Origin of the sequence: Alcanivorax sp. (assembly GCF_040118815.1) — a bacterium.
GTDB lineage: Bacteria > Pseudomonadota > Gammaproteobacteria > Pseudomonadales > Alcanivoracaceae > Alcanivorax.
Genome location: NZ_JBEDTC010000022.1, coordinates 76,718 through 89,968 on the forward strand (window position 1 = coordinate 76,718; position 13,251 = coordinate 89,968).

A 13,251-nucleotide genomic window follows, 5' to 3' on the forward strand; every position below is an offset into this window, starting at 1 on the left:
GGAGGAGGCACCTACGCAGACGCAACAAGCATCACGCCCCATGCAACACACCGCGTAGGGCATGTTGCGTGGGGCGTGTTGCATCATTCACACATGCTGATCGGCACCCGGCTTGATGCCGTAGGCCAGGGTATACAGCACCGGCACCACCACTAGCGTGAGCACGGTGGCAAAGCCCAGGCCAAACATGATCACCACTGCCATGGACTCGAAGAAGGCATCGAATAACAGCGGAATCATGCCGAGAATAGTAGTCACCGCCGCCATGCACACCGGCCGCACCCGGGAGATGGAGGCCGATACCACCGCATCAAACGGCGCCATGGTTTCCCGGTCCAGCTTGATCTGCTCCACCAGCACGATGCCGTTTTTCACCAACATGCCAGACAGACTCAAGAAGCCCAGCAGGGCCATGAAACCGAAGGGTGAGTTGAGTACCAACAACCCAAAAGTTACACCGATGATCGCCAGCGGCACGGTCGCCCAGATCACCAGCGGCGAACGCAGCGCGTCGAACAACAGAATCGTGATAATAAACATGAACAGATAACCCATGGGCAGGCTGCCAAACACCGCGGCCTGGGCCTCTTGGGCGGCCTCGTATTCACCACCCCATTCCAGGGAATAGCCCACCGGCAGCTCCAGCGCTTCGATGGCCGGGCGAATGCGCCGCAACACCTGATCCGCCGTTTCCTCACCCAGCACATCTGGTTCAGCCTGCACGGTGAGCATACGCTTGCGATCGCGACGCATGATCAACGCATTTTCCCATTCGGTCTTGAAGTCCGATACCACCTGGCTGATGGGAATGTAGGTGGCATAGGCCGGTGACCAGACCTGCACATCGTTCAGGTTATCTGCACTCAGACGCTCATTGTCCGGCGGCCGCGCCACAATCGGCAGCAGCTTGCTGCCGTCGCGGTACAGACCCACATTGCGGCCACTAAAATTCAGTGCCAGGGTGTTATCCAGGTCTTCACGGGTAATCCCGGCCCGCCGTGCCTGAGCTTCCTGAAACTGCGGACGAATCACTTTTTCCTGCTGTCGCCAGTCATGCCGGATGCTTTCCAGGCCGCCGTCGTCACGCATAATAGCCTGGGCTTTCAGTCCCAGTGCCCTCAGCTCTTTCGGGTCCGGGCCACTGAAGCGCGCCTCGATGGATGCGGGCGGACTGGGGCCGATCTGCAGGCGTTTCACTTTCGCAAACGCCTGCAGATGCTGATCACGAATCAAGTCACGGGCGATCGCCAGCGTCGGGTTAATCTGTTCCCGATCCGACACCTGCACGATCAGCTGGGCATAGCTTGGGTAACTCTGCTCCGGCGTGTAGGGAAGCATGAATCGTTGCGCGCCCTGGCCGATGGTGCTGGTGACCTGCTCCACGCTGTCCAGCTCCAGCAGCTCTTGCTCCAGCCGGGCAACCGCTTCCTGGGTGGCGCGGATGTCGCTGCCCTGCGGCAACCAGTAATCCACCAAGAACATGGGCGTGTTGGAAGGCGGGAAGAACGCCTGTTTGACGAAGCCGAAGCCCAACACCGCCACCACCAGCAGAACCCCCATGCCGCTCAAGGTCAGCACCCGATGATGAATGGCTTTATCCAGCAGGCGTCGGTAGAGCACAAACACCTTACCGCTATACGGGTCTTCCCCGGCCCCGTCATCACCGCCCACATCTTTTTCGCTAAAGAACAGATCGGCAAAAAACGGCACCAGCGTGATGGCGGTGATCCAGCTGAGCATCAGTGAGATCAACAGCACCCAGAACAGCGTATTGGTGTATTCCCCGGTGGCATCATCGGAAAGACCAATCGGCGCAAACGCCATAATGGCGATCACTGTTGCGCCCAATAGCGGCCAAACCGTCTGCCGGACAATCTGCTTGGCTGCCTCCAGTTTGGACAAGCCCCGCTTCATGCCCACCAAAATTCCTTCAGTGACCACAATGGCGTTATCCACCAACATCCCCAGGGCAATAATCAACGCACCAAGGGAAATTCGCTGTAAATCGATAGCCAGCATTTTCATGGCGATAAATGTGCCAAGGATGGTGAGCAGCAACACCCCGCCCATCAGAATCCCTGAACGCACGCCCATGAAGACCAGCAGCACGGCGATCACGATAGCCACCGCTTCACCGAGATTGAGCATGAACGCGCTCACCGAGTTATCCACTTCTTCGGGCTGGTTGTAGATCGTGGCCAATTCCATGCCCACCGGGCGCTGGTATTCCAGTTCGGCCAGGTGCTCATCCACCCGTGCCCCCACGTCCACCACATTCACCCCGGAGGAAAAAGAAATTCCCATGGTTAGCGCCGGACCACCGTTAAAGCGGTACAGGTGACTGGGCACCTCCGCATAGCCGCGCTCGATGGACGCCACATCCCGCAGGTACACCAGTTCGCTGGCGCCGGGATCGGAAATTAATAAATCTCCCATGCTCTGCACGGAAGGAAACTCACCGGTGGGATAAATACGAATGTATTCATTCCCTACCCGCACCTTGCCCGCCGGGTTCACCGTATTCTGGGTCTGCAACAAACCGAAAATGCGATCCGGACTGATCCCAAGAGACGCCAGCCGGCTGCGGGACAGCTCGACCAGCACTTGCTCCTGCCGCTGGCCACCAATGGTGACCTTGCCGACACCGTCCACCAGCACCAGCTCGCGGGTCAGGTAGTCGGCGTAATCTTTCATATCCTGGTAGGAATAACCCTCGCCGGTCACCGCCAGCAGAATGCCGTACACATCACCAAAGTCGTCAATCACCTGAATCGTGCCGGCGCCGGGGGGTAGCTGGCTCTGCAGGTCCGTCATCTTGTGGCGTAGCTCATCCCAAATTTGCTTGAGCTGGCTGGCCCTGTATGCAGGTTTCATTTCCACCTGTATCTGCGACAGGCCATTACTGGAAATGGATTTGACGAATTTCACGTACGGCAGGCTCTGGATCGCCTTTTCCACCGGCAGGGTCACTTCCTCTTCCACCTGCCTGGGCGAAGCGCCGGCATAGTTTGTGATCACCATGGCCGTCTTGAGGGTGAACTCCGGGTCTTCCAGCTGACCCAGCCGGGAAAAACTGACCACCCCACCGATCAACAGGATCAGCGTAAACAACCAGCTCACCACCTTGTGGCGAATGCTGTACTCGGCGATGTTCATTTACAGACCCCGTTCCTTAATCAGTTCACGAACGGTTTGCCCGTCTTCCAAGCGGTGCACGCCGGCAACCACAATGCGATCTCCAGGCTCCAGCCCTTCGGTGACCTGCACGCCACCGCCGACCACTTCACCCAACGTCACCGGCACGGCAGTGACGGTTTCGTCGTCCTGGTACAGCCAAACATGGGCACTATTCTTGCCATCAGGGTTGAAGACCGCCGCCGCCGGCACCTCCGGGGTGCGCGTGGTCTTGCGCATAATCTGGCTGAGGTCGATGGCCACATCCACACTCATCCCCGGCAACACCATGATGCCCTCGGGGTTGGGCATGGTCAGGGTAATGATGTAGGTCTGGGTGCGGTCATCGGCGCTGGCTTCATGTTCTTTGTAGCTGGCCTTGAAGGTCGTGCCCGGCGCACCCTCAAAACGGATTTCCGGCTGGTAGTCTTCGCCGTCCTTACGCAGGTTGGTGAAGAAACGCTCGGACACGGCAAATTCAACATCAATGTTCTTGTCGCCCTGCAGGTAAAGAATCGGCTGCTTGGCCTGAACGAACTGGTAGTTTTCCACCTCGGTGCGGGCCACGGTGCCACCGTAGGGCGCTTTCAGGCGGGTGTATTTCACATTATCCCGGGCCAGGCTCAGAGCCGCTTGCGACTGGCGCCGCTTGGCATCGATTTCATCGAACTGGGCTTCGGAGATAACCCCACGATCACGCAGGCTGATACCACGCTGATACTGGCTTTCGGCCAAGTCATACTGGGCCTGGCGATCCGCTAGCTGATTTCTGAAATCGGACGGATCCAAGGCCGCCAGCACCTGCCCCTTCTTGACCTGCTCGCCAGCACGCACCGGCAAGCGTTCCAGCTGCCCGGACACCCGAAACGCCAGTTCCGAGCCTTCCGTAGCAACCACCTTGCCCGGGTAGTGACGCAACGTACCATCGCCACCGTTCACCGTTTGCAGCTTCACCGGTTGCGGCATGGGAGCATCCGTCTGCGGCTCATCACCGCAGCCCCACAGGACCAGGGCCAGGCCCAGGACTACCCAAAAACGTTGCATCGTGCTCTCCCCGATCTAAAACGGTACTTGTTAGTACCAATTGTCGCACAGGTACCCGCGTATCAGGTGAAGCTTTTTCACCCGCAGCGAAGTTTTGACCTTATCAGACGATGGAACCGCAGGCGCTATTCTGCGCGATAAGTGAGCCGCAAAGGGCTCAGGCCAGAAGGGGGGGGGGACGAACAGGGAGAAGAGAGATTCCTACGCGGCAATGCTCCATAAAAAGGGCCGACTAACGTCGGCCCGGGTAGCGATCATTGGGAAATACACGCGCCGGAGCGCTATCAGCCCAAATGCGCAGACAGCATCCAAGCGGATTTTTCATGAATCTCGATGCGGGCACTGGCCACCGCGCCAGAGCCTTCATCTTCATGCTCGCCCGCGAGTTTCAAGACCCGATTGGCACGCTCCGCTACGGTGCGGTGGTCTGCGGCCAGCTCCTGGATCATCCCGGACGCATCCGGATCGCCCGTGGCATCCTCGACCGTGGACAACTTGGCAAACTCGGCATAGCTGCCCGGCGCCTTCCAGCCCAAGGCACGAATGCGCTCGGCAATGGTGTCCACCGCTTCTGCCAACTCGATGTATTGCTGTTCGAACAGCAGGTGCAAGCTATGAAACATGGGGCCAGTTACATTCCAGTGGTACTTGTGGGTCTTGAGATAGAGGGTGTAACTCTCGGCCAGTAACTTGCTCAGTTCTTCCGCGACCTGCTTGTTGTGTTCAATCATGGAGTGTCTCCTTTTCCCGTATTCCTGCAGAGTGCTTGTGCAATCTCGTCCTTGTGAATTACCAAGGAAGCACGCCCGTTGTGTCGGGCCTATACCACACCTTTGGGCACTGTATGCGTATTTCAATGGTGGCAGACGACACAGCCGGTCATCGCCAGCATCCTGTTGCCATGCACAAAGAGTTAGATGCCCGCCATCGCCAACCGTTCCCGGTTTGCCGGCGCATTCCCGTTATGCCACGCATAGGCAAAATCAATGGGCACATCTGTCCGATTTGGCGCTTTACAGTCAGGCCAGCGGCTCGGCATCATGCAGGCTCACTTATTGTTCGCAAGAAGATGTGCCAATGGCCGTAGCACCCAACCCGGAACCTCCCTATTCGATTCTGGAAGAGTGGCTGAATGGCCTGACCCACGGCATCGGTGCCGCCATGAGCATTGCCGGCACGGTGATTCTGGTGGTGGCCGCCAGCCTGCTGGGCGACCCTTGGAAAATCGTCAGTTTCAGCATTTTCGGCGCCAGCCTGATTCTCCTTTACAGCGCCAGCGCGCTCTATCACAGCCTGCGCAACCCGAAATGGCGCGCGGCTTTCAAAATGCTGGACCACTGCGCGATTTACGGCTTGATCGCAGGCACCTACACCCCCTTTCTGCTGGTCAACCTGCGTGGCCAGACTGGCTGGATTCTGTTTGCCGTTATTTGGGCGCTGGCACTCACTGGCATCGCCCTGAAAGCCTTCTACGGACACCGCTTCAAACTCATGCGCGTGGGCATTTACCTGGCCATGGGCTGGCTAATCCTGGTGGCCTCTAACGATCTGACCAGCAAACTCAACGACACCGGGTTCTGGCTGATTCTGGCCGGAGGCATTACCTATACAGTGGGCGTCATTTTTTATCTGGCCGACCGCTTTATCCCTTTCAACCACGCCATCTGGCACCTGTTCGTTATGGGCGGCAGCATCTGCCATTTCTTCGCGGTTTATTACGGGGTGTTGCCGTTTACCTCGCCAATCAGCTAAACCCAATCACACAAAGTGAACATAATTCAAAAAAACGCTTGTGATTGTGCCAACATAAATATACTTTTTACTTAAATATATATTGTTGGATCCACGCACCATGTCCACTATCGACCCCGATGCCCTGCGCGACAATGCCGCCAAAGCCAGCCAGTTACTCAAAGCTCTGTCCCACCCGGACCGACTGATGTTGCTATGTCGCCTCGCCGAAGGCGAGCGCAGCGTCAGCGAACTGGAGCCGTTAGTTGGCGTTTACCAACCCTCACTATCCCAACAGCTGGGCATTTTACGGCGCGAAGGTTTGGTTAGTAGCCGCCGAGAAGGCAAGCAAATGTTCTACCAGGTCGCCAACCCGGACGCCTTGGCCGTTCTGGACGTGCTGTACCAACGATTCTGTGAGGACACCGATGACCATTGACTGGAACGCCTTTACCCCTTGGAGCTCGCTGGTCGGCGGCGCCTTAATTGGCCTGTCCGCCTTGTTGCTGCTCCACGCTAACGGCCGGATTGCGGGCATCAGCGGCATTCTGGGTGGACTACTGCGCCCAAGCCAAGGAGACCACCGTTGGCGAGTGGCGTTTGTGCTGGGCCTGGTGGCCGCCCCACTTCTCTGGGCCCTGGTCACCAATCTGCCACCGCTAATCATCGACGCGGACTGGCCACTGCTGATCATCGCCGGCTTATTGGTTGGCGTCAGCACCCGCTACGGCTCAGGCTGCACCAGCGGGCACGGTGTCTGCGGCGTATCGCGCCTGTCCCCGCGCTCACTGGTAGCCACCGCGGCTTTTATGACCAGTGGCTTTGTTACCGTATTCGTGGCTCGCCACACAATGGGAGGCATCCTGTGAAAATGTCCTCGCTAACGGCCTTTCTCTGTGGCCTGATTTTCGGCCTGGGCCTGTTACTCGCTGGCATGGCCAACCCCGCCAAGGTGCTCGCCTTTCTGGATCTGGCCGGCCCCTGGGACCCATCGCTGGCGTTAGTCATGGGCGGTGCGGTAGCGGTCATGACCGTAGGGTTTGTCTTGGCCCGTGGCCGCCAACACGCCTGGAACGGCGACCCCCTGAGCATACCCACCCGCCGCGACCTGGATAAACGATTGATTCTCGGCGCGCTGGGTTTTGGTGTGGGCTGGGGGTTAGCCGGATTCTGCCCCGGCCCGGCGCTGGTAGCCCTGGGAACCGGCAGCGCAAAGGGGATTGTTTTCGTCGCCGCCATGCTTAGCGGGATGGTGATCTTTGAAAGATTGGAACAACGTAAAAGCGCCTAGAAGCAGCCACGAGTTTCGAGCCGCGAGTTTCGAAAAGCAAAAGCAAGAACCGGGTTAGCTGCCTCCAGTTTTGATCTTCGAAACCCGTTACTCACGACTGATCACTGGTCAGGCTTCCAGCAACGCCTCAATATCCTTGCGAATCGCTTCCGGTTTGTCGGTGGGCGCGTAGCGCTTCACTACCTTGCCATCCTTACCCACCAGGAACTTGGTGAAGTTCCATTTGATGCCCTTGCTGCCCATTACACCCGGCGCGGCTTTTTTCAGATAGTCGTACAACGGGTGGGCATCACTGCCATTCACGTCGACCTTGTCGAACATGGTAAAGCTGACACCATAATTCTTTTCACAGAAAGCGCCGATTTCATCCGCCGCGCCCGGCTCCTGCTTGCCAAACTGATTACAGGGAAAACCGAGAATTTCCAGCCCCTTGGGCTGCAGTGTTTCATGCAAGCTTTCCAGCCCCTTGTACTGGGGGGTAAACCCACACTTGCTGGCCGTATTCACGATCAGCAATACCTTGCCCTGAAAGTCGGACAACGATTTTTCTTCACCACTCAGCGTGATGGCACTGTACTCATAGATCCCCATGATCTCTCCTAACGGTAAAGCCCAGACATGAACAATAAGGCGCCCAGCAGGGCGGCAACCAGAACACGTCGCCAAGACGTGGCCTAACAATACGGCAAGCACCGGCTGCCGGCGAGTGCACTATCGCCAGGCCCCGCACTATTCGCTATAAAGCTGCGTAACTACCGCCTCGGCCACCACGCGGCTGGACTGTGGGTTCTGCCCGGTGACCAACTTGCCGTCATTAACCGCATGGGGAGTAAAGTCATCGGCCAGATCCAGATGCGCGCCAAGGTCCTCAAGACGGGACGCCAGCAGAAACGGCATCACCTCATCGAGCCCCGCTTGTTGCTCTTCACTGTTAGTGAAACAGGCCACCGTTTTATTTTGCACCAGCGGCGCGCCCTGCTCGTCACGTAGCCCCACCAACGCCGCCGGGCCATGACAAACGGCGCCAAGCAGCCCCTCCTGGGCCCAAGTTCGCTCCATCACGGCAGCAACCAGAGGGTTATCGGGCATATCGAACATAGCACCATGACCGCCAGGCACAAAGACACCGGAAAACCCGTCTTCCCAGATGGCTTCCAATTCGCGGGTATCTTGCAAGGCAGCAATCGCCTCCGTCCAGGCCGCTTTATCGTCCTCGTCCGGGGCCGAGTTTGGATCAATGGGAACCCGTCCGCCTTTCGGGCTGGCCACCACCACCGGAATATTGTTCTCCCGGAACTGCAGATAGGGCACCGCGAATTCTTCCAGCCACAGACCGGTCTTCTTTCCTTGGCCCATTTCTGAAGCGCTGGTGACGAGCATTAACAAGGGTTTGTCCAGATTCATACATCCTCCTGTCGATAGTCACTCCCGGCGCTCATACACGGTGTTGTGCATAACCACACCGGCCGTGGCAACATGCTGTGATCATTACCGTGGGCTTTTACCCTGCCCGACTCAAGGCTCCTTGAAGGTTTTTTACGATATGGACTGGCACCAACTGCTGAACAAGGCTCGCCTGGGCGGGCGCACCGCCAAGGATGAAAGTGGCCGCACGGCTTTTCTGCGCGACCACGACAAAATTATTTTTTCCGGCGCCTTCCGGCGTCTGGCGCGCAAGACCCAAGTCCACCCGCTGGCCACGAATGATCACGTACATAACCGCCTGACCCACTCACTGGAAGTGTCTTGCGTGGGCCGAACCTTGGGTATTCGGGTGGGCGAGCGTTTGCAGCAAAAAGGTTTGTTACCCAACACCGTCAGCGCCACGGATTTGGGCGATATTGTTCAGTCCGCCTGCCTGGCCCACGATATCGGCAACCCGCCCTTTGGCCACACCGGCGAGCGTGCCATACGCGCCTGGTTTCAGGAACGGGGGCAGCGGTTTCTGGATATGCTCCCCGCCCACCAGCAAAGCGACCTGACCTTTTTTGAAGGCAACGCCCAGGGCTTTCGCATTATTACCAAAAGCGAATACCACCAGTACGACGGCGGCATGCGCCTGACCTACGCGACCCTGGCCACGTTCCTGAAATACCCCTGGCTGTCCGACGATGCGGGCAGCGCCAGCAGTAAACCTGGCAAGTACAGCGCCTTTGTGTCTGAAACCGAAGCGTTTCGCGAAGTGGCCCAGGCCACCGGGCTACTGGAACACAGCCCGGGGCATTTCTGTCGCCACCCGCTGGCTTACTTGATGGAGGCCGCGGATGACTTTTGCTACGCCATCATTGATCTTGAAGATGGCCTGGAAATGGATCTGCTGCACTGGGATGAAGTGTACGCCTTACTACAACCGGCCCTGCCCGATAGCGAGGAAGTACGCGAGCTGATCCATTCGGATATCCGCGATGGCCGTAAAGCCGCCCTGCTGCGCGGCAAGATCATCGAGCGTTTTATCGAAGCAGGCGTAGAGGCTTTTGTCGCCAATCACGAACGGTTACTGCTGGGACGCATGGAAGGCGACCTAATCAGCCACTGCGAACCGGCGGTGCGGGATGTGGTGGAAAATGCCAAGCAACTTTCCCGTTCGAAAGTGTTCGAGCATCCACGGAAAATCGAACTGGAAATTGGCGCCTTTGAAGTGATGGGCGCATTGCTGGATGGTTTGATAGAAGCCGCCGTATCCCATGCCTGCAACAGCACAAAAAACTATCGGCACGAGCGCATCATTGATCTGATTGGTCGGCACAGCTTTCCGGAAAACCTTGAGCAACTACCGGAGCAAGAAAGAATTTATCAATGCATCATGCGGGCACTGGATTTTCTGGCTGGCATGACCGACAACTACGCCACCTATTTGGCCAAACAGTTTTCCGGGATGGCGGAAACACGGTACTAACTTTCACCACCTATCCATCGAAATGACCTGGCCTCACAAAATGAAAAGGGCGCCATCGGCGCCCTTTTCATTTTCCCATATCAACTTACTCTGCGGGTTCGCCAGTTCTCACACCGACAGCCAACGAATGGACGTAGTCGTCGTTGGTGCCGAACTCGTCTGATTCAGTTTCAAATCCGGCACTGGACAACACCAGGATTTCACCATCCAACGCCACAATAAACTCCTCGGCGCCATCTTCCTCCGGGAAGGTGACAGACAGGGTGTTGCCATCCAGTTCCCAGCTACCGCCAGTAAACGTCTCCGGCCCATCAGTAAAGTCTTCTACCCGGTGTTCACAATTGAAAATACCGGGCTCGCTTTCCGTACACTCGCCATCTTCAAAATCAATTTCCCGACCGCTTTCCTGATACAGTTCGGTCAGGGTTCCATTCGTCTCGAACGTAATCACACTACGCCCGCCGAAGCCTTCCAGGTAAGCGCCTTTATGAGGGCTCAGAGCATCCGCATAGGTTCCTATCACCGAGCCCAGATAGGAAATGGTGTACGTCGCACCACTGATTTTTTCCAGCAAGGCCGACGGAGTTCCCGCCGCATCTTCCAAAGCGGTAATACGTTCATTGTTGTCATTGATGGCAGTAATCAGCGCCTGGAAATTAGCATTCACACCAGCAGCCGTTGCAGCCTGGCCGGATTCCGGTGCGGTATAACCAGTCACTTCACTGGCCATTGCGGTGGCACTCATCACGGCAGCGGTGAGGCCTGTCAGGATTACTTTTTTCATGTCTCTTACCCTCTAAGGTTATGTCCTTTAACCAATGGCCTCACTGCCAGTTGGCTTGATCCCAGTTAAATTGGCCCCAGACGGCGGCGGCGAGGCCGGATCCGTCGTCCACAAAGCTGACACTTACAGCACAGTCTTCAGTGATTTCACCGGTGGTGTAGGTATTGCCCGCAAGCGTGCCGCCACAACCGGAGATCGTATTCACCTCAAAACCGTCATCCGGTGTCACCGTCAGCTCGCGAGTCTCGCCATGAGCAATGTTTTCCAGGTTCTGGCCGATGATCATGCCGTTTTCACCCTGCACCGTAGCCGTAACCGTGTACGTCTTCTGGGCAAAGCTGGCGGTTACGGAACAGGCGGCGGTGATGGTTGCCGTGGTGAAGGTGTTGCCGTCCAGGGTTCCGCCACAGCCGTCCACCCCGGTGAGCTCATAGCCGTCATCCGCAGACACGGTAAAGACCTGGGTCTGGCCGTGATCGACCATGGGATTGGCTGGAGAGAAGCTGCCGTTGGCGGCAATGGTGGTGATCGGGTACTGAATGGGTTCGAATTCCACGGCAACCGTACAGGCTCCGGTGACACCGGCCGTGGTGAAAGTAGTGCCATCCTGTGTGCCACCACAGCCACTGGCCACGGCAACTTGCTGCCCCGCATCCGGGGTCAGAGCAAACGCGGTTGTGCTGCCATGTTCGACCACCACCGTGCCCGGCGATACCGTACCGTTACCGGTCACCGCCGTATTCACGGTATAGCTCAACAGACTGAAGCTGGCGTCCACCTGACAGGCCGACGTCACCGGCCCTACGGTGTATTCGCCCGACGACGCACTCGCTGCCACTTCACAGGCATCCCCCGTCACCGAATCCACCTGGAAACCGAAAGCCGGAGTGACCGTGAGCGTGCCATTCTGACCATGCGCCACCGTCAGGCTTTGCGGGTCGAAACTGCCGGTGCCGGCCGCCACATTGGTGGTTACCGCATATTCCCTGAGCGCGAACGCCGGCGTGATGGTACACGCGCCGACAATCGCTCCCGTGGTGTAGGTGGTTCCTGCCAGTGAACCGTCACAGCCTTCCACGCTGACAACGTCATAACCCTCATCCGCCGCGATTTCGAACTGCGTAGTATCACCGTGATCCACCACCGCCGTATCCGGCATCACTTGGCCACCGGTTACACCAGCGGTGCTGACGGTGTACTCATTGATGGAAAAGGTAACCGACAGATCGCATTCGTCTTCAAGTGCACTGGTAGTAAATGACTGTCCATCCAGCGAGCCAGCACAACCGATCACTTCACCAATGCTGTAACCGGTATCCGGTGTAATCGTGAAGTTCACACTGGCACCGCCAAGCAAGGACACCGACGTGGGCGACACGCTGCCGTTGGCGCCTACGTTGGCGGTTACCTCGAAGCTGGTCACTCCGAGTTCCTCGTTATCTTCGGCGTAGTCACTAATGGCGCCAGCCAGATCCGCACTGCTGGTCGGTGGCAGGGTGTCGGCATTGTCACCGATGGTGATCGCGCCACCGTTTTTCTTACCGTCAACGACGCCATCGGACGCATCTTCAATCAGGGCAATCACCGTTTCAAACGGGTCCGTTGTGCCGCTCAGGTTATTGGCCTGGGTGGACAAGCCCCCCAGAACGGCAGCGTACTGTTTTGCCGCCGCATCATCGCCACTGGTAGCCGGCACCGTGGTCAGCGGATCAAAGGACACACCCAGCACGTCATCCAGCACATCACGACCAGCGTTTACGCCATCTTCCAGCGATGCGCCGGCATTGGCAGCAAGATGCTCACGGGCGGAGCGCACCAACAGTTCGCTCAAGGGCGTGACCGCAGCGGTTTGTGCGCCCTCAGGCAGGAAAGAATTAAGATTACCGGCCGTGACGTCAGCACCGGTTGCTTCATCCGTATAGGTGCCGCCGCTGGATTCGATCAGCAACGGTCGTGGCACAGAATCCGGCAGCTGCACGGACCAGGAGCCATCCGCTTCGGTAACGATCGGGCCCGCTACCGCGTCGCCGGTTTTGTTGCCGGCCGCATCCATAGCGTAAAGGTACAGGGTTGCGCCCCCGACAGGGCCCTTGGTTACCGCACCGGCTACGGTGGATTTGGGCGCCGCTGGCGTCGACCCTCCTCCGCCACTGCTACCGCCACCTCCGCCACAACCGGCAATGGCCACCGCCACTGCCAGGCCGGCAATTCTGAATGTTCCCTTCATGTGTGATATCTCCGATCACCCCAGTTTTTTGGTAGAACACCAAACTAAACCGAAGCCACAAGAGGGCACATCACCCATTTAAGGTATGAAAATAAAAAATACTG

General features: G+C 57.7%; 12 protein-coding genes. 5 read left to right on the forward strand and 7 right to left on the reverse strand.

What is annotated here, in order from left to right; all coding sequences use genetic code 11:
• Positions 1-87: 87 nt before the first annotated feature.
• The 3 genes from ABNH18_RS16415 to ABNH18_RS16425 form a co-directional block, all read right to left on the reverse strand.
• Entirely contained in the window at positions 88-3,156 is a 3,069-nt protein-coding gene (locus ABNH18_RS16415) for an efflux RND transporter permease subunit (RefSeq protein ID WP_349383869.1), read from the reverse strand.
• Positions 3,157-4,218 (reverse strand): efflux RND transporter periplasmic adaptor subunit, encoded by a 1,062-nt coding sequence (locus ABNH18_RS16420; RefSeq protein WP_349383870.1) that lies wholly within the window; start codon positions 4,216-4,218, stop codon positions 3,157-3,159.
• Positions 4,219-4,502: 284 nt separating this feature from the next.
• Positions 4,503-4,949, reverse strand: a complete 447-nt coding sequence (locus tag ABNH18_RS16425; RefSeq protein ID WP_349383871.1) for a Dps family protein — start codon at positions 4,947-4,949, stop codon at positions 4,503-4,505.
• 346 nt (positions 4,950-5,295) lie between these two features.
• On the opposite strand from ABNH18_RS16425, the gene trhA reads away from it, so the two are divergent.
• The 4 genes from trhA (at position 5,296) to ABNH18_RS16445 (ending at position 7,240) form a co-directional block, all read left to right on the forward strand.
• Positions 5,296-5,970, forward strand: coding sequence for a PAQR family membrane homeostasis protein TrhA (gene trhA, locus ABNH18_RS16430; protein ID WP_349383872.1), 675 nt, complete (start codon positions 5,296-5,298; stop codon positions 5,968-5,970).
• 100 nt (positions 5,971-6,070) lie between these two features.
• The gene (locus ABNH18_RS16435) at positions 6,071-6,388 is read left to right on the forward strand and encodes a metalloregulator ArsR/SmtB family transcription factor (RefSeq protein WP_349383873.1); all 318 of its coding nucleotides are present in this window, start codon (positions 6,071-6,073) and stop codon (positions 6,386-6,388) included.
• Positions 6,378-6,818 (forward strand): YeeE/YedE family protein, encoded by a 441-nt coding sequence (locus tag ABNH18_RS16440; RefSeq protein ID WP_349383874.1) that lies wholly within the window; start codon positions 6,378-6,380, stop codon positions 6,816-6,818. Before ABNH18_RS16435 ends, ABNH18_RS16440 begins: the two co-directional genes overlap by 11 nt.
• Positions 6,819-6,820: 2 nt before the next feature.
• Positions 6,821-7,240 (forward strand): DUF6691 family protein, encoded by a 420-nt coding sequence (locus ABNH18_RS16445; protein WP_502876795.1) that lies wholly within the window; start codon positions 6,821-6,823, stop codon positions 7,238-7,240.
• Between the two features lie 108 nt (positions 7,241-7,348).
• Here the strand turns inward: ABNH18_RS16445 and ABNH18_RS16450 are convergent, their stop codons facing one another.
• Both ABNH18_RS16450 and ABNH18_RS16455 read right to left on the reverse strand, forming a co-directional pair.
• Entirely contained in the window at positions 7,349-7,831 is a 483-nt protein-coding gene (locus ABNH18_RS16450; RefSeq protein ID WP_349383876.1) for a glutathione peroxidase, read from the reverse strand.
• A gap of 138 nt (positions 7,832-7,969) precedes the next feature.
• Positions 7,970-8,644 carry a type 1 glutamine amidotransferase domain-containing protein gene (locus tag ABNH18_RS16455; RefSeq protein WP_349383877.1) on the reverse strand — a complete coding sequence of 225 codons (675 nt, stop codon included), beginning with the start codon at positions 8,642-8,644 and terminating at the stop codon, positions 7,970-7,972.
• A gap of 139 nt (positions 8,645-8,783) precedes the next feature.
• On the opposite strand from ABNH18_RS16455, the gene ABNH18_RS16460 reads away from it, so the two are divergent.
• Positions 8,784-10,136 (forward strand): deoxyguanosinetriphosphate triphosphohydrolase, encoded by a 1,353-nt coding sequence (locus ABNH18_RS16460; RefSeq protein WP_349383878.1) that lies wholly within the window; start codon positions 8,784-8,786, stop codon positions 10,134-10,136.
• Between the two features lie 85 nt (positions 10,137-10,221).
• On the opposite strand, the gene ABNH18_RS16465 is transcribed toward ABNH18_RS16460, so the two are convergent.
• The gene (locus ABNH18_RS16465) at positions 10,222-10,920 is read right to left on the reverse strand and encodes a hypothetical protein (RefSeq protein ID WP_349383879.1); all 699 of its coding nucleotides are present in this window, start codon (positions 10,918-10,920) and stop codon (positions 10,222-10,224) included.
• 40 nt (positions 10,921-10,960) lie between these two features.
• Positions 10,961-13,147 carry an InlB B-repeat-containing protein gene (locus ABNH18_RS16470; protein ID WP_349383880.1) on the reverse strand — a complete coding sequence of 729 codons (2,187 nt, stop codon included), beginning with the start codon at positions 13,145-13,147 and terminating at the stop codon, positions 10,961-10,963.
• Positions 13,148-13,251: the final 104 nt, after the last annotated feature.